Origin of the sequence: Acinetobacter sp. ANC 4648 (assembly GCF_002135345.1) — a bacterium.
Lineage (GTDB): Bacteria > Pseudomonadota > Gammaproteobacteria > Pseudomonadales > Moraxellaceae > Acinetobacter.
In genome coordinates, this window is the sequence record NZ_NEGI01000005.1 from 288,210 (window position 1) to 313,471 (window position 25,262).

At 38.2% G+C, this 25,262-nt stretch carries 22 protein-coding genes, 2 tRNA genes and 1 other RNA gene; 7 read left to right on the forward strand and 18 right to left on the reverse strand.

All coding sequences use genetic code 11. The features are described from left to right. Positions 1 to 16 precede the first annotated feature (16 nt). The 6 genes from odhB to sdhC form a co-directional block, all read right to left on the reverse strand. On the reverse strand, positions 17 to 1,222 hold the full coding sequence (gene odhB, locus B9T27_RS10855; protein WP_086206837.1) for a 2-oxoglutarate dehydrogenase complex dihydrolipoyllysine-residue succinyltransferase: 1,206 nt from the start codon (positions 1,220 to 1,222) through the stop codon (positions 17 to 19). Continuing rightward, entirely contained in the window at positions 1,222 to 4,059 is a 2,838-nt protein-coding gene (locus B9T27_RS10860; RefSeq protein WP_086206838.1) for a 2-oxoglutarate dehydrogenase E1 component, read from the reverse strand. The genes odhB and B9T27_RS10860 overlap by 1 nt, the downstream gene beginning before the upstream one ends. Before the next feature lie 576 nt (positions 4,060 to 4,635). Continuing rightward, positions 4,636 to 5,346 (reverse strand): succinate dehydrogenase iron-sulfur subunit, encoded by a 711-nt coding sequence (locus B9T27_RS10865; protein ID WP_086206839.1) that lies wholly within the window; start codon positions 5,344 to 5,346, stop codon positions 4,636 to 4,638. Between the two features lie 14 nt (positions 5,347 to 5,360). Next, positions 5,361 to 7,196 carry a succinate dehydrogenase flavoprotein subunit gene (gene sdhA, locus B9T27_RS10870; RefSeq protein WP_086206840.1) on the reverse strand — a complete coding sequence of 612 codons (1,836 nt, stop codon included), beginning with the start codon at positions 7,194 to 7,196 and terminating at the stop codon, positions 5,361 to 5,363. 12 nt (positions 7,197 to 7,208) lie between these two features. After that, positions 7,209 to 7,574 carry a succinate dehydrogenase, hydrophobic membrane anchor protein gene (sdhD, locus tag B9T27_RS10875; RefSeq protein ID WP_086206841.1) on the reverse strand — a complete coding sequence of 122 codons (366 nt, stop codon included), beginning with the start codon at positions 7,572 to 7,574 and terminating at the stop codon, positions 7,209 to 7,211. After that, a complete protein-coding gene (gene sdhC / locus B9T27_RS10880; protein WP_143222579.1) occupies positions 7,574 to 7,972 on the reverse strand; it encodes a succinate dehydrogenase, cytochrome b556 subunit in 399 nt (132 codons plus the stop codon). Before sdhC ends, sdhD begins: the two co-directional genes overlap by 1 nt. A gap of 1,051 nt (positions 7,973 to 9,023) precedes the next feature. Here sdhC and gltA point away from each other — a divergent pair. Beyond that, positions 9,024 to 10,301, forward strand: coding sequence for a citrate synthase (gene gltA, locus B9T27_RS10885; protein WP_086206842.1), 1,278 nt, complete (start codon positions 9,024 to 9,026; stop codon positions 10,299 to 10,301). 222 nt (positions 10,302 to 10,523) lie between these two features. On the opposite strand, the gene B9T27_RS10890 is transcribed toward gltA, so the two are convergent. Next, positions 10,524 to 11,192, reverse strand: coding sequence for a YARHG domain-containing protein (locus B9T27_RS10890; RefSeq protein ID WP_086206843.1), 669 nt, complete (start codon positions 11,190 to 11,192; stop codon positions 10,524 to 10,526). A gap of 340 nt (positions 11,193 to 11,532) precedes the next feature. On the opposite strand from B9T27_RS10890, the gene B9T27_RS10895 reads away from it, so the two are divergent. Further along, on the forward strand, positions 11,533 to 12,120 hold the full coding sequence (locus tag B9T27_RS10895; protein WP_086206844.1) for a DUF2306 domain-containing protein: 588 nt from the start codon (positions 11,533 to 11,535) through the stop codon (positions 12,118 to 12,120). Positions 12,121 to 12,177: 57 nt separating this feature from the next. On the opposite strand, the gene B9T27_RS10900 is transcribed toward B9T27_RS10895, so the two are convergent. The 3 genes from B9T27_RS10900 to B9T27_RS10910 all read right to left on the reverse strand — a co-directional run bounded on the left by B9T27_RS10900 (position 12,178) and on the right by B9T27_RS10910 (position 15,806). Then, positions 12,178 to 13,728: a flavin-containing monooxygenase gene (locus B9T27_RS10900; RefSeq protein WP_416224403.1), complete on the reverse strand. Its 1,551-nt coding sequence runs from the start codon at positions 13,726 to 13,728 to the stop codon at positions 12,178 to 12,180. A 239-nt stretch (positions 13,729 to 13,967) separates the two neighbouring features. Continuing rightward, entirely contained in the window at positions 13,968 to 14,813 is an 846-nt protein-coding gene (locus B9T27_RS10905; protein ID WP_086206846.1) for an SDR family NAD(P)-dependent oxidoreductase, read from the reverse strand. Between the two features lie 36 nt (positions 14,814 to 14,849). Beyond that, positions 14,850 to 15,806 carry a metal-dependent hydrolase gene (locus tag B9T27_RS10910; RefSeq protein WP_086206847.1) on the reverse strand — a complete coding sequence of 319 codons (957 nt, stop codon included), beginning with the start codon at positions 15,804 to 15,806 and terminating at the stop codon, positions 14,850 to 14,852. Positions 15,807 to 16,227: 421 nt separating this feature from the next. Here B9T27_RS10910 and B9T27_RS10915 point away from each other — a divergent pair, with 421 nt between their 5' ends. The 3 genes from B9T27_RS10915 to B9T27_RS10925 all read left to right on the forward strand — a co-directional run bounded on the left by B9T27_RS10915 (position 16,228) and on the right by B9T27_RS10925 (position 19,763). Beyond that, positions 16,228 to 16,728 (forward strand): hypothetical protein, encoded by a 501-nt coding sequence (locus B9T27_RS10915; RefSeq protein ID WP_086206848.1) that lies wholly within the window; start codon positions 16,228 to 16,230, stop codon positions 16,726 to 16,728. Between the two features lie 356 nt (positions 16,729 to 17,084). Next, positions 17,085 to 18,710, forward strand: coding sequence for an NAD+ synthase (locus B9T27_RS10920; RefSeq protein WP_086206849.1), 1,626 nt, complete (start codon positions 17,085 to 17,087; stop codon positions 18,708 to 18,710). Between the two features lie 6 nt (positions 18,711 to 18,716). Next, positions 18,717 to 19,763: a hypothetical protein gene (locus B9T27_RS10925; protein ID WP_086206850.1), complete on the forward strand. Its 1,047-nt coding sequence runs from the start codon at positions 18,717 to 18,719 to the stop codon at positions 19,761 to 19,763. A gap of 119 nt (positions 19,764 to 19,882) precedes the next feature. Here the strand turns inward: B9T27_RS10925 and B9T27_RS10930 are convergent. Beyond that, positions 19,883 to 19,959: transfer RNA gene (locus B9T27_RS10930), tRNA-Met, on the reverse strand. Between the two features lie 167 nt (positions 19,960 to 20,126). On the opposite strand from B9T27_RS10930, the gene B9T27_RS10935 reads away from it, so the two are divergent. Further along, a complete protein-coding gene (locus tag B9T27_RS10935; RefSeq protein ID WP_086206881.1) occupies positions 20,127 to 20,531 on the forward strand; it encodes a hypothetical protein in 405 nt (134 codons plus the stop codon). A 137-nt stretch (positions 20,532 to 20,668) separates the two neighbouring features. On the opposite strand, the gene B9T27_RS10940 is transcribed toward B9T27_RS10935, so the two are convergent. The 4 genes from B9T27_RS10940 to coaD form a co-directional block, all read right to left on the reverse strand. Then, a tRNA-Met gene (locus B9T27_RS10940) sits at positions 20,669 to 20,745 on the reverse strand. A gap of 62 nt (positions 20,746 to 20,807) precedes the next feature. Continuing rightward, positions 20,808 to 21,184, reverse strand: an RNA gene (gene rnpB / locus B9T27_RS10945) — RNase P RNA component class A. A gap of 26 nt (positions 21,185 to 21,210) precedes the next feature. Further along, positions 21,211 to 21,474, reverse strand: coding sequence for a YfhL family 4Fe-4S dicluster ferredoxin (locus tag B9T27_RS10950; RefSeq protein WP_086206851.1), 264 nt, complete (start codon positions 21,472 to 21,474; stop codon positions 21,211 to 21,213). Between the two features lies 1 nt (position 21,475). Beyond that, positions 21,476 to 21,967: a pantetheine-phosphate adenylyltransferase gene (gene coaD / locus B9T27_RS10955; protein ID WP_086206852.1), complete on the reverse strand. Its 492-nt coding sequence runs from the start codon at positions 21,965 to 21,967 to the stop codon at positions 21,476 to 21,478. A 141-nt stretch (positions 21,968 to 22,108) separates the two neighbouring features. Here coaD and smpB point away from each other — a divergent pair, with 141 nt between their 5' ends. Continuing rightward, on the forward strand, positions 22,109 to 22,585 hold the full coding sequence (gene smpB, locus B9T27_RS10960; protein ID WP_086206853.1) for an SsrA-binding protein SmpB: 477 nt from the start codon (positions 22,109 to 22,111) through the stop codon (positions 22,583 to 22,585). A 42-nt stretch (positions 22,586 to 22,627) separates the two neighbouring features. Here smpB and B9T27_RS10965 read toward each other — a convergent pair whose 3' ends face one another. The 3 genes from B9T27_RS10965 to rluD form a co-directional block, all read right to left on the reverse strand. Further along, on the reverse strand, positions 22,628 to 23,185 hold the full coding sequence (locus B9T27_RS10965; RefSeq protein WP_086206854.1) for a flavodoxin family protein: 558 nt from the start codon (positions 23,183 to 23,185) through the stop codon (positions 22,628 to 22,630). Positions 23,186 to 23,224: 39 nt separating this feature from the next. After that, complete coding sequence (pgeF, locus tag B9T27_RS10970; protein ID WP_086206855.1) at positions 23,225 to 23,962, reverse strand: peptidoglycan editing factor PgeF; 738 nt, start codon at positions 23,960 to 23,962, stop codon at positions 23,225 to 23,227. A gap of 221 nt (positions 23,963 to 24,183) precedes the next feature. After that, entirely contained in the window at positions 24,184 to 25,236 is a 1,053-nt protein-coding gene (gene rluD, locus B9T27_RS10975) for a 23S rRNA pseudouridine(1911/1915/1917) synthase RluD (RefSeq protein WP_086206856.1), read from the reverse strand. Between the last annotated feature and the right edge of the window lie 26 nt (positions 25,237 to 25,262).

Here is a 25,262-nt window from a genome sequence, read left to right on the forward strand (position 1 = left end):
ATTTTAATGGTCGGTATTAAAGATCAAGAATAAGTCTAGCTGGTTCTTCTAACAATTCTTTGATTGTTACAAGGAAACCTACAGCTTCTTTACCATCGATTAAACGGTGATCATAAGAAAGTGCTAGATACATCATTGGCAAGATTTCTACTTGACCATTTACTGCCATTGGACGTTCTTGAATTTTATGCATACCCAAGATAGCCGTTTGTGGCGTATTCAAAATTGGTGTAGATAATAATGAACCGAACGTACCACCATTGGTAATAGTGAATGTACCGCCAGTCATATCTTCAATACCCAATTTACCATCACGCGCTTTACCAGCGTATGCACGGATACCGTTTTCAACTTCAGCATAGTTCATGCGATCTGTATCACGAAGAACAGGAACAACTAAACCGCGCTCAGAAGATACAGCTACACCGATGTCGTAGTAACCGTGGTAAACAATGTCTTCGCCATCAATTGATGCATTCACTGCTGGGTAGCGTTTAAGCGCTTCAGTCGCAGCTTTAACGAAGAATGACATGAATCCAAGACGTGCGCCATGACGTTTTTCGAACGCATCTTTAAATTGTGCACGCATTTCCATGATTGGTTTCATGTTCACTTCATTGAATGTAGTGAGCATTGCAGTTTGTTGCGTTGCAGCAAGAAGACGTTCAGCAACACGCTTACGAAGACGCGTCATCGGAACACGTTTTTCAATACGTTCACCAACTGCAACGCTTAATGGCGATACAGCAGGTTTTGTTTGATGATTTGTAACGTCTTCTTTTGTAATACGACCACCACGACCAGTTCCTGCGACATCACCAGCAGCAATGCCAGTTTCAGTGAGTGCTTTACGTACTGCAGGAGCTTGATCTTGCACCTGAGCTCGTTCAACCACAGGTGCAGCACCTGCTTCAGTTTGTGCAGCAGCTTGCTCAACTTTCTGTTCAGACTGAACAGCCTGAGTTTGAGCAGCGCCAGATACAGCACCTTCTTCAAACTGAGCAATTACTTCAGAAGATAGTACAGTGTCACCTTCATTTTTAATAATTGCAGAAATTGTACCATCAGCAGGAGCAACGACTTCCAAAACTACTTTATCAGTTTCAATATCACAAATCACTTCGTCACGTGAAACTGCTTCACCTGGCTGTTTGTGCCAAGTTGCGATTGTTCCGTCAGCAACTGATTCTGGGAATACCGGTGCTTTAATTTCGGTTGCCATTATTTAGTTTCTCCTGATTGATCAGCTACGATCGCAAGTGCGTCATTAACGAGCTGAGCTTGTTGTTTTGCATGTAAATATGGTGAACCACAAGCCGGTGCAGCAGAAGCATCACGACCTGCATAACTGATACGAACGTGCTGACCAGATTTCATTACACCTTCATATAAGCGTGGCGCAATGAATAACCAAGCACCTTGGTTTTTCGGCTCTTCTTGACACCAAACCAATTCTTGGATATTTGGATACGTTGCAAGCACTTCGGCAAGACGTTGTTCTGGGTATGGATACAATTGTTCAACACGAACAAGTGCAATATTCAAGTTTTGTTCACGACGTTTTTCAAGTAAGTCGTAATACACTTTACCACCACAAAGAACCAGACGTGTTACATCTGCTTTGTTGATTTGATCCACTTCATCAATCACGGTTTGGAATGTACCCGTTGCAAGCTCTTCTAAAGTAGAGGTTGCGAGTTTGTGACGAAGCAATGACTTCGGAGAAGTCACGATCATTGGCTTACGAATTGGACGAATCGCTTGACGACGCATTGCATGGAAAATCTGTGCAGGTGTCGTTGGCGTGATCACTTGCATATTGTCTTCAGCACATAGCTGTAAGAAACGTTCTAAACGTGCAGATGAATGCTCTGGACCTTGACCTTCAAAACCATGTGGAAGAAGCATGGTTAAACCACAGACACGTTCCCATTTTGTTTCGCCAGAAGCAATGAATTGATCAATAACAACCTGAGCACAGTTAGCGAAGTCACCAAACTGAGCTTCCCAAATCACTAAGCTTTTCGGTAAAGTCGTTGCATAACCATATTCAAATGCAAGCACCGCCATTTCTGACAACAACGAGTCATAAATTGCAGTACGTGGTTGGTTTTCTTTAATATGGCAAAGCGGAATATAAACAGAACCATCAACTTGATTATGTAATTTTGCATGACGATGTGAGAATGTACCACGACCAACATCTTCACCTGTCAAACGAACCAAATAACCATCATCAAGGATCGTTGCATACGCTAAAACTTCTGCAGCGCCCCAATTCAATGGCATTTCACCTGTTTGCATTTTCAAGCGATCATCAATCACTTTTGATACTTGACGTTGCATTACAAAGCCTTCAGGAAGCTCGCGCATTTTTGTGCCGAGTTCTTTTAAGCGTTCGATTGGGAATGTAGTATCCCAAACATCTGTATAGTCATGACCTAAATAAGGTGACCAATCGACAAACATTTTGTGGTTTGGCTCAAGTACCAGTGCATTCGCAACGTGTTTACCCGCTTCTAAATCAGCACGGTACTTTTCAACCATAGCATCCGCTGAAGAACGATCTAAAACATTTTCTTGAACCAATTGATCTGCATAAAGCGTACGTGTGGTCGCTTTTTTGTTAATCACTTGATACATCATGGGTTGAGTTGCAGCTGGCTCATCCGCTTCGTTATGACCACGACGACGGTAGCAGAACATATCAATCACAACATCTTTACGGAATGTATGACGGAAATCATGTGCCAATTGTGCAACAAATAATACAGATTCAGGATCATCACCATTGACATGGAAAATTGGAGCCTGAATCATTTTCGCGATGTCTGTACAGTATTCTGTAGAACGTGCATCACGTGGATCAGATGTTGTAAAACCAACTTGGTTATTCACAACAATATGAACTGTACCACCCACGGTATAACCACGAGTTTGTGACATTTGGAAGGTTTCTTGGTTTACACCTTGACCTGCAAATGCAGCATCACCATGAACGATTACTGGTAATACATCATCACCACCAATGTCTTTACGACGTACTTGGCGTGCACGTACAGAACCTTCAACTACAGGTCCAACGATTTCTAAATGCGATGGATTAAACGCCAATGCCAAATGAACTTCGCCACCTGAAGTCATTACGTTTGAAGAAAAACCTTGGTGGTACTTAACGTCACCAGAACCTTTCTTATGAATTGATTTACCTTCAAACTCACCAAATAAATCAGCTGGGTTTTTACCCATGATGTTTACAAGTAAGTTTAAACGACCACGGTGTGGCATACCAATAACGACTTCTTTACAACCTACAGTACCTGCACGTTGAATCAGCTCGTTCACCATTGGAATAAAAGACTCACCGCCTTCAACACCAAAACGTTTTGCACCCACATATTTATTGCCGAGGAATTTTTCTAGACCCTCAGCAGCTGTCAGACGCTCTAAGACGTGTTTCTTTTGCTCAGCAGAATAACCAAATTGACCACGTGTACTTTCAAGACGCTGCTGAATCCAACGTTTTTCTTTGGTATCAACAATATGCATGTATTCCACACCAATAGAAGCACAATACGTTGCTTCCATGGCATTCACCATTTCACCCAAAGTCGCTTCAGACTTACCGAGTGCAAGATTACCTGCATTAAATACTGTATCTAAATCTGACTTGGTTAAACCATGCGCAGCAAGATCTAAATCTGGCACGTCTTCACGTTTAGCCAAACCTAAAGGATCTAATTTTGCTTTTTGATGGCCACGATTACGATAAGCCGCAATCAGTTGCAATACGCCAATTTGACGACGTTCATGCTCAGTACTTACTTCACTTTGCACAACTGGCTGAACGCGATTTGAATTACGACCTAATAATAAGAATTGCTCACGAATATTTCCGTGAGGTTGGTCACCTTTTGGAAATTTATCAAAATATTCGCGCCAATCATCACCGACAGATGTTGGAGAAGATAGGTACTGCTCGTAAAGCTCTTCAATATACGCTGCACTATCAGCGGAAAGTTCAGTATCGAGACGCATTGCGTCAGCAACTTCTTGCATTTATGGACCCATTTCCTATTGCAAAACATTACAGGCTGCTTTTTAAGCAAACCCATGATTGATAATGCCAAATTGGTAAATTGACATTCACCCTTGCTGGTTCTAACGACCACAGAGTGTTGTACACATTAGATTTTCACTAACATGTGCCATGAATCATAACGCCTTCATTGGCATTATCATTCACTATATACCCGACCAAAATCGAGCAATTTTTTGCAAATCGACTTAGAAAAGCGAATTCCGCGAGTTAACTTTTCTAAAGCGATTGAACATTCATCTGAACTATTAATTTATATACTGATCTCAAACTTTCATATGTTGAAAAAATGTACATTAAAACAGTCGCTTTTTTCACATATAGAAGTTTGTTAGATGCTAACACGAACTTAACTGTCAATTGATTTTTTTGACACATACCATCCATAAATTAGCTAAATACATATCAAAATTTATCTATTAGTATATGAGGCTTTATATAAAATATTTCAATTACCTCTATCTCTGAATAAATCACTTTTTTAAATAAATAAAAAAGAGCGCACATTTTCCAATGTGCGCTCTTTTTTTGAAGTATTAACCTGCTTGGTCGAGCAACATGCTACGGATATGACCAATCGCTTTCGTTGGGTTCAAACCTTTAGGACAAACTGATACACAGTTCATAATACCTTTACAACGGAATAGACTGAATGGATCATCCAAACGAGACAAACGGTCTTGAGTTGCTGTATCACGCGAATCAATAATGAAACGGTATGCATTCAACAATGCTGAAGGACCCAAGAATTTATCAGGGTTCCACCAGAATGATGGGCACGCTGTTGAACAACATGCACATAAAATACATTCATACAAACCATTTAAATGATCACGTTCTTCAGGAGACTGTAAACGCTCACGTGGTGGTGTAGGCTGATTATTAATTAGGAATGGCTGAATTTTGTCATACTGATCGTAGAACTGATTCATATCCACAACTAAATCTTTAACCACCGGCAAACCTGGTAATGGACGAACGGTAATCACATCTGGTAAATCATTGAGATTCCACAAACATGCTAGACCATTTTTACCATTAATATTCACACCATCGGAACCACAGATCCCTTCACGGCATGAACGACGGAAAGTTAAAGTTTCATCTTGAACTTTCAATGCAAGAAGCGCATCAAGCAACATACGATGCTTATCCGTCAACTCTAGCGTATAGGTCTGCATGTACGGTGCTTTATCCTTATCAGGATCATAGCGATAGATATGAAATGTACGAGTACCTCTACTCATCTTTATTCTCCTGATTAGAATGTACGTGGTGCTGGTGGAATTGGATCAACCGTTAACGGGTTGAAACGCACTGGCTTATACTCCAGACGATTGTCTGATGAATACCACAAAGTATGCTTCATCCACTCATCATCACGACGTCCGTAAGAATAAGTTGGGTGATCTGCTGGCAATTCATAATCAACAACAGTATGTGCACCGCGACATTCTTTACGAGCAGCAGCAGAAATGAGCGTCGCTTTCGCAACTTCATAAATATTTTCTACTTCTAAAGCTTCAACACGCGCGGTGTTAAACACTTTAGATTTGTCTTTTAAATGAATGTTACGAACACGTGGTGCAATCGCAAGAATCTCTTTCACACCTTTATCAAGCAATGCTTGAGTACGGAATACACCCGCATGGTCTTGAACGATGTCACGAATTGCATCTGCAACTTCTTGTGCGTTTTCACCTGAAGTCGAATCATCTAAATGATTAATACGCTTCATAGTATCTACAAGCACATTGGTTGGTAATGGCACATATTCATCACCGTGATGTTTAGTCACGTAATCAATAATGTGTTCACCCGCAGCTTTACCAAATACCACTAAATCAAGTAGAGAGTTGGTACCCAAACGGTTTGCACCATGTACAGATACACAAGAACACTCACCAATCGCATAGAAGCCTTTCACAGGTTGAGTATAGTTATCAGTTCCTGCAACAGGCGTAACTACTTGACCATGAATATTCGTCGGAATACCGCCCATTTGATAATGAATGGTCGGCACGACTGGAATTGGTTCTTTAGTGATATCTACGTTTGCAAATTTCTTACCAATCTCAAATACAGATGGTAAGCGCTTCATAATCGTATCTGCACCTAAGTGAGTCATATCCAAAAGAATATAATCACCTTTAGGACCACAACCACGGCCTTCTTTGATTTCTTGATCCATAGAGCGTGATACGAAATCACGTGGAGCCAAATCTTTCAAAGTTGGAGCATAACGCTCCATGAATGGTTCGCCGTCTTTGTTACGAAGGATTGCACCTTCACCACGACAACCTTCAGTTAACAATACGCCTGCGCCAGCAACACCCGTTGGGTGGAACTGCCAGAATTCCATATCTTGTAATGGTATACCTGCACGCGCTGCCATACCAAGACCGTCACCCGTATTGATATAAGCATTAGTTGATGCACGGTAAACACGACCAGCACCACCAGTAGCAAACAATGTAGCTTTACCTTGGAATACCGCAATATTACCTGTTTCTTGGTCAATTGCTGTCACACCAAGTACATCACCATTTTCATCACGAATAAGATCAAGTGCGATCCATTCTACGAAAAATTGCGTACCCATTTTTACATTGCTTTGATACAGCGTATGTAATAGTGCATGACCAGTACGGTCAGCAGCAGCACATGCACGTGGAACTGGTTTTTCACCATAGTTCGCAGAGTGACCACCGAATGGACGTTGGTAAATTGTACCATCGGCATTACGGTCAAATGGCATACCCATGTGTTCTAATTCATAAACCACTTTTGGTGCTTCACGACACATAAATTCGATTGCATCTTGGTCACCTAACCAATCAGAACCCTTTACCGTGTCATAAAAGTGATAATGCCAGTTATCTTCTTGCATATTACCAAGAGATGCACCAATACCACCTTGCGCCGCAACAGTATGAGAACGTGTTGGGAATACTTTGGTTAGTACTGCCACTTTCAAGCCTGCTTGAGCAAGTTGATATGAAGCACGCATACCAGAACCACCACCACCGACAATAACTGCATCGAAAGTTTGGCTTGGAATATTTGAATAATCTTCTTTAGGGGTTATAGCGCCCATGACATCTTCCTATCAATTCGCCCAAAAAATCTGGATGACCCAGATTGCATATGCAAGTACAGCAATAATTACTGCTGACGTCAGCACGAGGCGTAAACCTGAAGCTGAAGGACCCATTTGACGAGTAGTCACATAGTCAGTGAATACTTGCCACATACCAATCCAAGCATGTGCAACAAGAGATAAGACTGCCAATAAAGAAAAAATCTTCATTGGTAGAGTCATCATAAAGCCTTTCCATTGTTCGTAGTCGAATCCGCCATGGCAAAGAATCCAACCAAAGACCACAACAGTATAAACAGCGAGTACAACAGCACTGACGCGTTGGAGATACCAATCGCGAGAACCTGAACCCGTTAAACCTGTAGCACTTTTCATTAGAGAACAATCCATACAAATGCTGCAACGATACAAACTGCAGACAAGATCAATGAAATAGTAGCTGCAATACGACCACTTTGCAGCTCTTCTGCAATACCTTGGTCAGCAAGTAAGTGCTTAATACCCGCAATAAAGTGGAAAATTAAACCGGCTACAAATACCCATACGATAAAGCGTACAACGAAGCCACCGAAGATTGCTTGCACTTGCGCAAAACCTTCTGGCGAAGACAAAGACTTGTCTAAAAGCCACAATAGTACCGGTACGAGTAAAAATACGATGACACCAGAAAGACGGTGTAGAATTGATGCAATAGCCACAGGGGATTTTAAGTTTACGTCTAAAACTTGACCCATGGACAAATTGACAGGTCTGTTGCTTTTCACAGCGGGCATCCTGTAAGTAAAAACTCCATCCGGAGTTTGTTGGAATTAATTCGAAGGAAAGCTAGCATTATTAGGCAATTACATGAATCCGCAATGCCTAAACTTATAAACGACACTGAATTATAAAACGTGGACTGTTAAAATACAAACGATGCTATTTCGCTTTTTCTTTAAAAAAGAATAGAATAGGAATCATTCACATTTAAACAAGATCATATTCTGCTAAATTATTTTAAATTTAATACATTAAATCATTGTTTTGAAATAATATTAAATCTAAAAGCCATCTCCTTTTTAAGGATTTCTATAGATTCTGCAATTTTAGACTAAAGCACAACAAATCAGGTAAATTCACAGATATGTCATTGATATAACAAATCAACTTTACATTTTAAATTTATAATATTCATTATACTTATAAAACAAATCTTATTTTTTAGTAAAAACAGACTCTTGGATTAACAAGATTAAATTCTAAAGTTTATAAAAGAAGCTGTACTTAGCAAATAATTACCTTAGAGCCATCCAAGTCTTCAAATCTTCTGCTATTTCATTTTAAAAAGTGATTCCCCCACCCCAAGCCGCTCATTTATTCAGCAAAAAACTTTTAAAGACTGTTACTTTTTGACCAAATAATTATAAAAATGCAAAAAAATATTTCAAAATCAAAGCTTCATTTTTCTTAGTCAATTACCTTGACCCACAGGATCTAAGTGATGATATTTAGATGGTTTTAGCACTTTCACACGCATTAGCGTGAAACTTATTTTTTAAAATAAACAAGCCAAAAAAGTTTTTAAAATACGCTCAGGGCAATTAATTTTCTGCACCTATTCTTGAATTTGCCTTATTATACTGAACCGATGCTGTGACATTGACTCATTTCTATGTGATTTTTTGACTAACCTACTGTGGAACGTCACTTTTTATCCATAAGTATAATTGACAAAATTTCAGTACTCACTAAGCTTATAGCAATTTTTGATCCGTCTAACTCGTACATTAGAAGATGACGATTTCGAGTTAGATACAACATTCACCAGGACAGGAGATCTATTGAATGTCTGAAGCAACTGGCAAAAAAGCCGTATTACAGCTTGATGGCAAAGAAATTGACTTACCAATTTACAGCGGCACATTGGGCCCAGATGTAATTGACGTTAAAGATGTATTGGCCGCAGGGCACTTTACTTTTGATCCTGGTTTTATGGCTACAGCGGCTTGCGAGTCTAAAATTACCTTCATTGATGGTAACAAAGGTGTTCTTTTACACCGTGGCTATCCAATTGATCAACTTGCGACTAAAGCTGACTACTTAGAAACTTGCTATTTATTGTTAAATGGTGAGCTTCCAACAGCTGAACAAAAAACTGAATTTGACGCCAAAGTTCGTAACCATACAATGGTTCATGACCAAGTTAGTCGTTTCTTCAATGGTTTCCGTCGTGATGCTCATCCAATGGCGATCATGGTTGGTGTAGTTGGTGCGCTTTCTGCGTTCTATCACAACAACTTAGACATCGAAAATGTTGATCACCGTGAAATTACAGCGATCCGTTTGATTGCTAAAGTTCCTACGCTTGCAGCGTGGAGCTACAAATATACAGTTGGTCAACCGTTTGTTTATCCACGTAACGATTTAAGCTACGCTGAAAACTTCTTGTACATGATGTTTGCTACACCAGCAGATCGTGATTACAAAGTTAATCCTATTCTTGCTAAAGCAATGGATCGTATCTTTACGCTTCATGCTGACCATGAACAAAATGCATCTACGTCTACTGTACGTTTAGCTGGTTCTACTGGTGCTAATCCTTACGCATGTATCGCTGCGGGTATTTCAGCACTTTGGGGCCCTGCTCACGGCGGCGCAAATGAAGCTGTTCTTAAGATGCTCGATGAAATCGGCACTGTAGAGAACGTTGCTGGCTTCATGGAAAAAGTAAAAACTAAAGAAGTTAAACTTATGGGCTTCGGTCACCGAGTTTATAAAAACTTCGATCCACGCGCTAAAGTGATGAAACAAACTTGTGACGAAGTTCTTGCTGCTCTTGGCATTAACGATCCACAACTTGAACTTGCGATGGAACTTGAACGTATTGCGTTGTCTGACGAATACTTCATTAAACGTAACCTATATCCAAACGTAGACTTCTACTCAGGTATCATCCTTAAAGCGATTGGTATCCCAACTGAAATGTTTACTGTAATTTTCGCTCTTGCTCGTACTGTTGGTTGGATTAGCCACTGGTTAGAAATGCATAGCGGTCCTTACAAAATTGGTCGTCCACGTCAACTTTACACTGGTGAAGTTCAACGCGATATCCAAGGTCGTTAATTCGAAAGAATTGATTGATTTAAAAAACCACCCTTTCGGGTGGTTTTTTATTGTCTATTACAAACCTAAATCAGACATTGTTTGAGTTTTCTATTCATGCATAGCAACTCTCTTCTCGTTATTGTTAGAAAAAAATAGAAATTTTAAATAGTTAAACTAAGATAAAAAACTTAGTATTAGAATATAAACTTCATTTTTATTACAATCTTGAATCAATACTGCTTAGCGACCCCATTCCATTTTTGCCATATATGGCCGAACTTTTACAATACGTTGAATATTGGTCTTCTCTATTTGTGTTAATTGGCTTTCTACATTGGTACTGCATGGCATATACCAACTATTATTTGCAAATTGACTAGCAATTTCTTTATTCGCAAATGAATAACCATGACGTGCATAAATTTCATTACGCATCCAATCTAAATCTTGGGCAGGCATTTGCAAATCAGCATCTTTTAATAAGCGTTGCGAAGCAGAAGGATAGTCACCTACATCTTTTTGATAACGACATTGTTGTGGTTTTAGATCAAAATATTTAGGTTTTACACTCCCTGTCGCAGACTCCCAACTTGCATCTAAACGATTGGGTTGGTTTGAATCCACCGCGAAAGTAAAAATACCACTACTTGCCTTTGCGCCACTTTCGGTTGCAGTCATCTTATAACCTTGCGGAGTAGTTTGAACCTTGCCTATGAAATTCTGTTTGTTTTTCCCTAAAATGCTATAGCCTTTCACCTGATTACGATCTATAGACTGGATAAATACCGCAATTTTTCGATCATCATATCTACCCGACCAAGATTGCTGTAATTGTTTAATATCAAAAGCATAAAGAGTTTGCGTCAGCAATATATTTGCACCAATCACGGCGAAAACCACTTTTTTCATTGTTATTCCTTTTTGTTTATAACAGATCATTTTGCTTCACATTATAAGATGCAATCTTAAGCTTTTAACTTAGCTTAATGCCTAATTTAAATTATCGCTTTTGTGATGACCTAGACCGCAATGTATTTTCAAAGATTAAATTTTTACAATCCGACAAATTAATTCAAAAATTAGCTAGACGAGAATAATATTAATAAAGCAATTGGTTTAATCCTTTCTTTCATTATAATTTCTGAAAATTACTGCATGAACTCTGGTCGTGAATAAAACAAAAAAGACAAATTGCTACAGGACGTCAAGGCTTGTTGTTTTTATCTTATACACCTATTTGTGTTTTCTCATGGTTAAAATTTGTCTGGCTTATTTTCCATGGCAAACGGATCAAAACTTTTTATTACTCAAACAAGATATTGTTGATACTCAACCTTGGCAATTTGCTTTCAAAGTTCATGTAATCGCCAGTAGTTTTGTATTAATTGCAGGCTTAACTCAGTTTTTCCATCTATTCAGAAATAAACTTCCAAGGCTGCATCAACTCAGTGGCTGGCTCTATATACTCACTATTTTAATCTTTGCTTTACCCAGTGGTTTTATTCTAGCGCTGTCAGCTTCTGGCGGTATTTTTACGCAAATAAGCTTTGTTTTGTTGTGCATTTTTTGGGGAATTAGTACAGTTCATGCATTGCATTACGCACTTAAAAAACAATGGTTATTACATCGTGATTGGGTCATTCGTAGTTTTGCTTTAAGTTTATCCGCACTCAGTTTACGTACCTGGAAAATGCTTCTCTATCAGCTACAACCCTATTTTGAATGGTTGACACCTGTGCATATTTACCAACTTGAATCATGGCTAGGTTGGGTCATTAACTTATTGATTGCTGAAATAATTATCATCAATTTTCATCAAAAAAAATTAAATAAATGATACATAAAAAAACCCTAAACGAATTTAGGGTTTTGCATAAATAGTAAAAACAATTACTTATGATGCAACATTATATTTATCTAGATCCAGTTCACTCAACTGATTTTTCAGCTCTTGCAAAGACCACGGCCAAGCAGCAAAGTTACGACCATTTTGATCTAAATAGTAAGATTTACATCCCCCTGCATTAAATACAGTGGTTTTTAAATGCTTTTGAACTTTAATATTGTGATAACGCACGACGTCTTTCTTAATTTCAAAACGAGTGAATTTTTGATCACGCATTTTCAGTAAGCCATTCACAATATAATCGACCTGTGCTTCAGCAATACCAATAAACGAATCGTAAACCAGAATATTAGGTCCAAGTACAAGGAATGCATTCGGCACTTTCTCAATACTCGCGCCAAGATATGCTTCTGGTGAAGTATCCTTCCAACGTTCAGACAATAACTGACCTGTAGTATCTGTCACACGTTTACCAATCGGTGGATGTGAAACTTCGAAGCCCGTACCGAGAATAATCACGTCTACTTCATGACGTTCACCATTCGCTGCAACCACAGTATTACCATCAATTTCAACCAAACCATGTGGAACTAAGCTGACATTGTCTTGCTGTAAAGCTGGGTAATAATTGTTTGCAAACAATAAACGCTTGCATCCAATATCAAAATTTGGCGTTACATTTTTACGTAATTTTTCATCGCTGATTTGTAAACGTAATAATTGACGGCTTAGAAAATTCACAGGTTTCAGAATTTTAGGATTACGCAATCCAAAGTTAACGCCATTTAAAATTTGAACAATGCTTTTACGCCATGTTTCCTGAATCACTGGAAATTTACCAATCACACCTTTTGCTGTTTCGCTCAAATCCATATCTGCTTTTGGGAGTACCCATGGTGCGGTACGTTGAAACACAATGAGCTCCTTCGCTTTAGGTTGAACTTGCGGAATAAACTGAATTGCAGAGGCACCTGTACCGATCACAGCAATACGCCTACCTGTTAAATCAGCTTCATGATTCCAACGTGCAGAATGGAACATTTCACCTTTAAACGTTTCAATACCTTTAATTTTTGGCATTGATGGCTCAGTAATCGGCCCAGTCGTAAAGACAACAGTTTTAGCCTGATATGAACCTTTAGATGTCTCTAAATTCCAAATATGCTTGGTTTCATCCCACTTCGCACTAATTAATTCATTATTGAATTCAATCTTGCCACCCAAATCAAATTTTTCAACAACTTCTTCTAAATAATCTAGAATTTCAGGCTGTTTAGCGAATAAGTGACTCCACTTATGACTTGGTGAAAAAGAGAATGAATACACCGCAGAAGGTACATCACAACCACAACCAGGATAGTTATTATCACGCCAAGTTCCACCCACACGACTTGCTTTTTCAAGGACTACATAGTCATGATAACCCGCTTGATCCATTTTATACGCAGCTGCAATACCTGAAATACCAGCCCCGACCACGATCGTGTCATAGACTCGTACTGGATTGTCATGTTGAGTAACAGCTGTATTTTTTGTACTTGATTCTGCTTGATCTTCACCTTTTAAAGAAACAGCTGGGTTTTCTTTCGGCTTAGCCATAGTTTTTAATTTTGGTTCTATTTGAACTTCAGCTTTAGCCTCAATCTTTGGCTCAACAATTACTTTACTTTCTAATGTAATATTTTTTGATGCAATTTCATCACCAGCTTCGATGATGAGTGATTCATTCAATTTTACTGTTTCAGCAACTGTATCGACTTTTACATTTCTTTTTGAAGTCTTTGCTTTAGGTTTCTGCTGTAATGTTGTCTCTGTTGTCATTTTAATATACTCAAAGCTTATTTTACATATTTGCTAAATAATGGATAACAGATACCCAACAACTTGGCATATAGGCTTGGTGATGCACGCTTCATTAACCAAAAAAGTTTGGCATCAGGTTGTGGAATGGTATAAAGCTTGTCTGCATCCAAATTATTTAAGGTTTTAATGGCAACCTTATCACTTGTGGTAAATGCATGATTCATCAGTAAATTATCTGCCAAACCAGAATACCGACTAGGTAAGCGACCATTTTTCATAATATTGGTTGGAACTAAAGTCGGGCAAAGAACATTGACCTTAATATTAAAGCTGTGTAATTCGGCTGAAAGTGTTTCTGATAAAGCCAAGACGCTTGATTTAGTCACATTATATGCAGTCATTTCTGGAGCAGCAGTAAAACCCGCAGCGGAGGCAACATTAATAATTGCACCATAACCCTGTTGTTTAAACTTCGGTACAAAGTAATGACAACCATGGATGACACCCCACAAATTGACATTCATACACCATTGCCAATCCTCCAAAGAAACTTCATCAAATTTTCCACCTAAGCCGACTCCAGCATTATTAATGACCAAAGTTACAGGATGGCTCATCAATTTTTCTGCGTTATCGGCTAAAGCTTTAACTTGTTCTTGATTTCCAACATCACACTGCACCGCAAAAGCCTTACTTGAAGTCTGACTTTCAATCAGTTGTACTGTTTCCTGAGCCGCATTTAAATTAATATCTGCGCAAACAATAGTTCCACCACGCTTGGCCAGTTCCATTGCAAAACTACGCCCAATCCCACTTCCCGCACCAGTTACTACGGCGTAAGCATTCTGAGTTGCTGGCACTTTTTTTGAAAAAATTCCCATTCCATATTATCCATTCTAATTTTAATTGATGTTGTCTTATACACGTAATGCAGGCGTAAATTCTTTTACAAAATATGGGGTTAAAATACCATCAACTGGATTTAGCAACGTCTCTTTGTAATAGGCTAAAAATTCAGAAGTATCATGGTCATTTGGATGGAAATCTGGACGCAAATAATCAAAAATATGTTTCCAACTACTGCCATATACCCCATCTTTTAGACCAAAAATCAGTTGAAAACTATGTGGAATATCTTTCCAATAACTGAGTCGAATTAAATTTTTCGGGTCGCGATAAAATGGAACAATCAAAGAAGCAGCTGAGATTAACCCTAGAATTGTAAATAATGCTGGGAAAAAACCAGCAATACGCAACGCATAATTATTGGATAAAGTTTGGAATACATCATAAGCAATGTCTTTATGTTCAGACTCTTCCAACATATGCCACATCCAAATTGCACGCTGTTTCTCATCTTGTGAGCGGAAGAAAATTTCCTCATGATTCATCATATATTCAGCAAGTACCGCGGTAAAATGCTCAATACCCGCCATTAAAGAAAGCTTCATTGGTTGTGGTAAACGATTCAAACCATAGTCAAAAACCCAACCCGCCCATGTTCTAAATAACTTTACAGGTAAATCAACATCAACCAATGCATCATTTAATTCTTCATGCATTCTAGAATGAATAGCTTCTTGACCAATCAAGGAGGTTACTCGTTGCTTAAGCAAAGGATCTTTAATCAAGTCTCGATGATAACGCGCTGTATCAATCACCAAATCTTCACCAAAGGTTAAAAAAATTGATAACGAAGCAAAATATGCACTTGCCAACTCAGCATTTAAGTAAAATTTAGGATCGATTTTTTTAGGATCAAAATCAAACTTCATATGCCGAATTGGAATAATCGGTGACTGCTTTTCAACACCAAATGGTGATGCAGCAAAAATCTTTGCAACAGTCTTTTTGAGTGGTTTAGCTAATATCATGGCGGTATACTCTTTATTCAATTTATAGATCACCCAAAGTTCTTCTCAGAGCTTTAGATTTTCTTTTTGAGTAAAAACTCGAACTTCCTGTATTTAAAAATTACGCCATCACCGTGTAATTTCCATTAGCAATTCAGGTCAAACCATTAGCAATTTATGACGACTTAATCATATTGTTAGACAATTCACTTCATTGAATCCGTAAAAATACCCAGTCTTTTAAATATAAAAAATTAAGATTAAGTAATTCGCTTTCTGTAAGAAGATGAGTCATTGAAATCATAAATAAAAATCTGCAATATTGTCGCTAGCAAGATTTCATGGCTCAAAATTTGTTAGCTAGCGCTTTAACTCACATACATCGTTATCTTTTTTGAAGCATTGTATAATTTAGTCCAAATTCATGGATAACTGAGATGACATGCTTAATGTCAATTGGATACTGTTTAGACTGTTAAAACTTGATTGTTTTAAATGCCGCTCCTTAACTGAGGGCGAAATCAATATCTGTAAAACGGTGTTTGGTGATTTAATTGATTATCATCTTGTCAAAATTATGAATCATCCTTACCTTCCTTGGCAGCCTGCAGGAATTTTAATGGCACCAGAGGGGTATCTTCATTTAAAAGATGCAGATTATTGTGATGACTTTAGCCAACAAAATTTAGCATATCAGGCTATCTTTGTTCATGAAATGGCGCATATTTATCAGTTTCAAAGAAAGGTCAATGTCTTATTTCAAGGTGCAATTTTACAGATTGCGTTCTATGGCACTTTAGGAAAATACAATCCTTATAAATATATGCTCAAAGCAGATAAAGCTTATTTTGACTACAACATTGAACAACAAGGAGATATCGCAAAAGATATTTTTCTTAAAAAAATACCAAATATTATTTTGCCGCCAACTACATATCAATAAAATTTACTATTACAGGGCAATTTTCATCACTTGATATTTTTACAATAAATCTAAGCACTCATCCTAAAAAAGTCACTGGTTTATATCAGTAAAATACTTTAAATGAATCATCATATTATGTAGTTATTGAATATTATTATTTAAACGCTAGCTTCTGTTTGTTTTTAAGATAAAATAGCCCTTGTCTGTAATTTTTGCTTTGCAAGAAAACAAAGATTTTAATCACGTATTGATGATTATATATTTCGCCGTTGGGCAATATTTGAAATGTCTAATTACACACAGTTGAATAACTATAGATATAAAAATCAACAAGTTGTGTTCACACCACCCTATAGGAATAGGATTTAATTTAAATGAAAAGTTTTAAAATTGCTTTGGCGCAATTCTCTCCACACATTGGCGACATCACATCTAATGTTCAAAAAATGATTGAACAAGCCAATGAAGCTAAAAAACAAAATGCAGAAATTATTGTTTTCCCTGAACTCTCTACAATCGGTTACCCAGCAGAAGACTTGTTACTTCGTCCAAGTATCGCAAAACGTACGCTTCAAGCATTTGAACAGCTTGCAGCGGTGAAAGACATCGTGATGGTGTTCGGTTTTGTTAATAATACTGAAGATGGTCAACGTTATAACTCAGCTGCAGTTATGAAAGATGGTCAGGTATTGGGAGTTTATAATAAACAAACTCTACCTAATTATAGCGTATTTGATGAACATCGCTATTTTAGTGAGGGCCACCAACATCTAGTATTTGAATACTTAGGTCATAAATTTGGTGTCCTCATTTGTGAAGATGTCTGGTCACTAAACACAGTACAGCAACTGGCAAAATTAAATGTAGAATCTGTTCTTGTATTGAATGCTTCACCGTATGAAGTTGGTAAGCCACAACACAGAATAGAAACCCTAAAAGAATTATCAAAACAATTAAATATTAATCTTGTATATACCAACCAAGTCGGTGGTCAAGATGATTTAGTTTTTGACGGTAGTAGCTTTGTGACCAACAATAGTGGTGCTGTTGCATTCCAAGCACCAAGCTTTCAAGAAGGCCTATATGTTGTCGATTATGAAATCGAAAATAAAGCTTATAAAATTATTGAAGCTGCGCCAGCACTTTCAACCATGGCTGAAATTTATCAAAGCTTAGTCATCGCAACACGTGATTATGTACAACGCTCAGGCTTCCCTGGTGTTATTCTAGGCTTATCTGGTGGTATCGATTCAGCATTAACATTAGCGATTGCCGTAGATGCTATTGGTGCAGATAAAGTTCAAGCAGTGATGATGCCATATACCTATACTTCACAAATCAGTGTAGAAGATGCAACCGAACAAGCAAAACGTATGGGTGTAACTTTTGGTATTGCCGAAATTCATCCAATCGTAAACAGCTATATGCAAACTTTATTCCCATTCTTTGGCAATGCACCTGCCGATGCTACTGAAGAAAATATTCAAGCACGTGCACGCGGTACGTTATTGATGGGCTTATCTAATAAATTTGGCAACTTAGTCCTTTCTACTGGGAATAAATCAGAACTTGCTGTTGGTTATTGCACACTCTATGGTGATATGGTCGGTGGCTTTGCAGTCCTGAAAGATGTGTATAAAAGCATTGTTTTTGAATTGGCAAAATATCGTAATAGTATTAGTGAAACAGCGGTTATTCCGGAACGTGTTATTACCCGTGCACCTTCTGCAGAACTTCGCCCAGATCAAAAAGACCAAGACTCATTACCTGCTTATGATGTGCTTGATGCCATTCTGTACGCTTATCTTGAAGAAGATATGAGCCAAGATGACATCATCGCCAAAGGCTTCGAAAAAGAAATTGTCGAAAAAATTATTCGCTTAGTGGATTGTAACGAATATAAACGTCGTCAAGCGGCGATTGGTCCGCGTATTACTTCTCGCGCATTTAACCGCGAACGTCGCTATCCAATCATCAATGGCTGGAAACCTGGTGTTTAACTCTCTGTGAACAACACATCTGTTCTTCAACCGAGCTTTGCTCAAGAATTTGCTCAAGCACTATTGCTTGAGCAGGTTCGTTTCACCCAACAACAATTATTAAACTCTGAAAATAATACTTATATTAAGCAATTTGTTCATCAGGTTTATCAGCATGCTGATAGCATCCTATTAAAAGATATTATTCAACTCCAGCAACTGCAACAAGTTGTACAAAAATATGCCTTTGAACTAAATTTAGGTGCAGATATCCTTGAGTTCATTGGTGTTGTGGCACAAAAAATTCACCATTATGCAGTACACAGCCAAACTCAATTTAAAGATTTACTATCCGATGAATCCTTTGAATTATGGTTGTATAAAATATTAGAATTAGAACAAGTTCGTCATTATATTCAAGAAAATTTACAAGAAAACCCACAGATCCAGCACCTAAGTTTACAACTGGCCAACCAAATTCTTGAAAACAATACGCCATGGCTTGATCATTTACGCAAAATTAATCTCAAACAGCATGGGCTAAGTGCTAGAGTGCTCGGCTTTATTCAAGACCAACAACAATATATTGAACTTAAACTCGAACAACAACTTGCTCAAGTATTTATCAAACAAATTGGTCAAATCATACTACTGCCAAATGCAGAGCTTGCTGACATCAGTTTACATCTATGGTCAGACATTAAACAAAGAACACTTAAAGAAACTTTTTCACAATTTCAATCTATCGACTTCGAAGAGTTTTTTATTCTAGTCTATGAAACTTGGAAAGAGCTACGCCAAACTGAATATATGCAACAACTGATTTTAAGCGTGGTTGAAGGCTTCTATGAGTATTTTGGTGAATATACACTTCAAGAGTTGCTACATTCTGTAGGTTTGAATGAGGATGACTTAGTTAGCGAAGCCTTACGTTTTATGCCATATAGCCTAGCTGTCCTGAATGAACAAGGCCTACTTGATGACATCATTAAAAGCCTGATTGCCCCATTTTATATGAATAAGCAGACTCATCAATTTATAGAGAATTATTTAGCAGAAAAAGCTATCAAATAAATCTAGTGATAAAAGCTCATAAGTTGCGAATAGAATAGTTTTATTAAAATATCTAACTCATTTTCTATTTTTATTCTGCACAAAAAAAGAGACCATGCAGTGAGCATGGTCTATAAAAATGGTGGCTATGACGGGATTTGAACCTGTGACCCCAGCATTATGAGTGCTGTGCTCTAACCAGCTGAGCTACATAGCCTTAAACTGTGGGCGTATTATCTGTAGTTCTAACACGTGCGTCAAGTCCCGTTCAATACTAATGATCACACTTTAAACAATTGATAATTAAATGCTTAAAATTAATACACACTCTTTAATTTTATTCGGCACAATACAGAAAACAATGAGTATTTTTTTAAAATGACGATGAAATTTAAATTATTTACGCTACTGGCATGCAGTATGATTTTAACAGCCTGTCAGGTGATTAGCCCTATTTTTGTAGATTATAATGGCGTTCGAATGGATGTTGCCAAATGGATCAATCAACAGCAACTTTTAAATATGCAACAAAAACGTAGTTTAGTACAGTTAAGCAAAGCTCAACAAAAGCTCTATCATATTGAAAAAATCAAGGATGATGAGAAGTTTAAAATTACTCAAGAGAATACAATTGCAATGCATTGCGCTCATTTATATCTCACCGACCATAAAATTCAGCAATTACAGAGTAAAATTTTTGGTGATGCAGAAAAACAAGCTATTTTAGAAGCTTACAATCAACACTTCCCCAAAATTAAAATTGACGTAAATACAATACAATGTGAATAGTCACTAAAAACTATCGTTATCAGGGTAATTTTATATTTAGCCATGTATAAAGATTCACTCCATAAAGCTTACCAATAAAATTATTCTTAAAATTTGGCATAAAAAAAGACCACACTAGTGAGTGTGGTCTATAAAAGTGGTGGCTATGACGGGATTTGAACCTGTGACCCCAGCATTATGAGTGCTGTGCTCTAACCAGCTGAGCTACATAGCCTTAAACTTGTGCGCGTATTATCTACTACAAATTATAGTACGTCAAGCACTAATTTAAAAAATTATTGAAGTGAGCCGATAAGCCGGGTTCTGTCGTGAACGATCATTCCTCTAGGCGTACAATCACTCGTACGCTCAAGCGACCTACCCGAATCCAGCACGGGCCGTGCCTCAGGATTCCTATTTGGTCTTGCTTCTGGTGGGGTTTACCTTGCCGTGAACTGTTACCAGACACGCGGTGCGCTCTTACCGCACCCTTTCACCCTTACCTCCCACTTCTTCGAAAAGAAATGTTGATGGAGGCGGTCTACTCTCTGCTGCACTTGCCGTCGGTTTACACCGCCCAGGCGTTACCTGGCACCCTGCCCTATGAAGCCCGGACTTTCCTCCCCTGTTTCAATCACGGAGATCTACACAGCGACGATCGTCTGGCTCACTTCGAGGCGAATCTTAACAAACTTTCAACTTAATTGCTGGCATTTTTTTGAGCAATTAGTTTTTTATATTTTTCCATCAAATCATCCTGACTTTCCACATGATTCGGATCATGTGGAATACAGTCAACAGGACAGAAAAGTTCACACTGCGGCACATCATAATGTCCTACGCATTCAGTACACAAATCTGGGTGAATTTCATAGATGAGTTCACCCATGAAAATCGCCTCATTGGGGCATACTGGCTCACAGACATCACAATTGATGCATTCATCGGTTATATATAAAGACACTCTACCAACCTTGTTGATGCTTACGATTAAAGGCTTCTACGACACATTGTGGTACAAATTTACTCACATCACCTTTTAATCTTGCAATTTCTCGAACCATCGTCGACGAAATAAACGAAAATTGTTCAGATGGTGTCAAAAATACTGTTTCAAAATGCTGATCTAACTGACGATTCATATTTGCCAATTGGAATTCGTATTCAAAATCTGAAACGGCACGTAATCCCCGCAGTACTGCCGTTGCATTTTGTTCACGAGCAAAATTTACCAACAAACCATCAAAGCCGACAAATTCCACATTTTCAAGATGACTTAAAGAAATTTTTGCCAATCGCACACGCTCATCCAAACTAAATACTGGATTCTTATGATGTCCAATTGCAATTGCAACCACGACCTCATCAAACATTCTGGCTGCGCGAGCAACTAAATCGACATGACCATTGGTAATTGGATCAAACGTCCCCGGATAGATGACACGAGTTTTAGACATCCATTTTTACTCTAGTTTGTTATTTGTGCCCATAGTTTACCAAAAACTTAATTTTTAGCGAACATTCTGCTTAAAATTGAAATCACTTCACCTTATGCTGAGTTTAAGGCAAAATATGTCTAATCTTGGAATATTTGTATTATGTCGAAAACAATAGTGGTTAAAAAAAATAATGGTGGAACTATCGCGCAAAATAAACGCGCGCGCCACGATTATTTTATCGAAGAAAAATTTGAAGCCGGCTTATCATTACAAGGCTGGGAAGTTAAATCTTTACGTGCTGGACGCATGACGATCACTGAAAGCTATATTACGTTCAAAAACAATGAAGCATTTTTGTTTGGTGCACAAATTCAACCTTTACTGTCTGCATCAACCCATGTTGTTCCTGAAGCAACTCGTACTCGGAAACTTTTGCTATCCCGTCGTGAAATTGAAAAACTTTTAGGTGCGATTAATCAAAAAGGTTATACCTGTGTACCTTTAGCCTGCTATTGGAAAGGTCGCTTAGCTAAAATTGAAATCGCCTTAGTAAAAGGTAAACAGCTACATGACAAACGTGCCACTGAAAAAGATCGAGATTGGCAACGTGATAAAGCCCGTATTTTCCATAAATAAAAGCCTAGACCATAAAAAAACCTCCAATTGGAGGTTTTTTATTTATTTTGAATTTAATCGAAGTATTTGCAAGGCCATATGCTCGCCAAACCATAATGCTGTATCTAAATCACCTTGAGGTGGGGTAATTTCTACAGAAGCATTATCAGATTGTGTCATTAAGCCTAAATAACTGGCTAAACGATTCAAATCATGTGGCTGTATACCTGTTGGCATTAACGAGAGACCACTCCACAACATACCATGTTGCATAGCAAATAAGTTAATTTGCTGTAAAACCGAAAGTTTATCACCACTCAAGCCACCCGAGTTGGTAAATCCTGCCGCAAGCTTACCTCGCCAAGATTGATCCCTCCAACGTTTAGAGGTTGAATCCATAAACATTTTAAATGGACCTGTCACACTTCCCATGTACGTTGGAGAACCGAACAGTATCGCGTCAGCTTGATCCAGAAATTCCCAATCAATATTTTCAATATCCATAACTTGAACATGGATATCTAGTTTTTCAGCACCTTGGCCAATGTATTGTGCAACTTTTGCAGTGTGTCCATAAGGACTGTGATAAGCAATAGCGAGAGATTTAGACTGATCAGACATATTTAAAAGGCATTACATTTTAGCTAAGTTTAACATTTTTTATTGCATAAATACGAATGTAGCCATGCGACCCGTTTTGGTATGACGGCGATATGAGTAAAAATCAAGATTTTGGTAAGAACACTGATCCCCACCGAATATGTTGCTTACACCCTGTTGTTTTAAGATATAACGCGCAATCGCATATAAGTCTGCATAATATTTACCAGAATTTTCGCCCACTTCAAAAGCCGACTCTAAAGCCGCATATTGATTACAAAAAGCTGCTTTAACTTCAGCCCCGATTTCAAAACAAGGTTGACTAATTGCCGCCCCTAACCATGCCCATGTTGGTTGAGACTGCATTGTAGCAATAGTATTTTCAACAATACCTGCTGCAAGCCCTCGCCATCCTGCATGTAAATTAGCAATTTCACTACCTTGTACATTTCCTAAAACAATCGGTAAGCAATCGGCAGTCATCATCATCAAAGCATGACCTTTGGTTTGCGTCACTAAGCCATCACCCTCTAATGCATCAAAAGCCACTTCTGCATTGATGTTATGACATATAGTGCTATGTGTTTGTGTCATCCATGTAATTTTATTTACCCCAAATGCTGCAAGCTCATCCAACAAAATCATACGATGTTTTTGCACACGCTGTGGATCATCTTGCACATGCAATGCCAAATTAAAGCCCTGCAATTCAGGCTGTGCTGAAATTAATGCTTTCGGATGTTGAACATGGGTTTGCCCCACATAGATTCCTTGAGGTAAACCCTGAACGAATTGCATGTGATTGGACTCTCCCTAATATTTCACAATCAAAGCCTTGAATTAGACTAACAATATAATCTACGACTATTGAACAAAATTTCACATTGATATCAAAAAAGCCATATCAATATAAACATGTACACAATCCTGCGCGTAAGCCTAATTAAAATAAAAATTATTTTAATTAGGCGATCACACTAAATCTACAACACTGAATCGAATGCTCAGTGACTCAAATATTAGTATGCTTTATTCTCTTTACGTAGTACTTCCACCAAAGCTGCAAAGTCTTCAGCCCAAGGTGCTTCAAACATCATTTCTTCACCCGTACGTGGGTGGACTAAACCTAATTTAGTCGCATGCAGCGCTTGACGTTTAAATCCTCTTAATGCATCAGTTAAGGTTTCAGAAGCACCTGCTGGTATACGAATTCGCCCAACATAAACTGGGTCACCCAACAAAGGATAACCAAGATACATAAAATGTACTCGAATTTGATGGGTACGCCCAGTTTCAAGCTGCGCCTGCACTCGAGTAAAGTTTTGGAAACGCTCTTTCACATTGTAGTGCGTAACCGCATCACGTCCGCCAGGTAATACCGCCATCTTGATACGATCTACAGGATGACGTTTAATTGGCTCATCAATCGTTCCACCCGCAATAATAGTGCCATAAGTGATCAAATCATAAATTCGATACACTGATTTTTTAGCAAGCTGTTTACTCAGTGAAAATTGAGCCTCCAACGTTTTCGCAACCACCAACAAACCACTAGTGTCTTTATCGATACGATGCACCAAACCTGCGCGAGATAATTCCGCGGCTTTTGGATGATGATATAAGAGTGCATTCACCAAGGTTCCGTTTGGATTTCCCGCACCAGGATGCACCACCATTCCAATATGTTTATTGATGATGAGAATATCGTCATCTTCATAAATAATATCTAAAGGAATATTTTCGGGCTGTGCTGAAGTTTGAGCCTCAAGCTCCACGTCTAAAGTAAGATGCTCTGTACCATCACATTTGTACTTTGGCTTAACAATGTTACCATTCACCAACAAATGGCCGGCTTGCATCCACTGTTTCAGTTTTTCACGTGAAAAATCACTCCAAACGCTGGCTGCAACTTGATCTATTCGTTGCCCTAAATAGCTTTCATCCAGTTGAAATTGCAACGATAAACGTGTTGCAGTTGGGGCAGAAGTATGATTATCTGCATCCTCAGAATCTTCAAGTAAATTGAAATCATTTTCTGGGACATTAGAATTAGAAGATTGTGCTGAAGTCATTTGCTCATTCGGACAAAAGTGGTTTA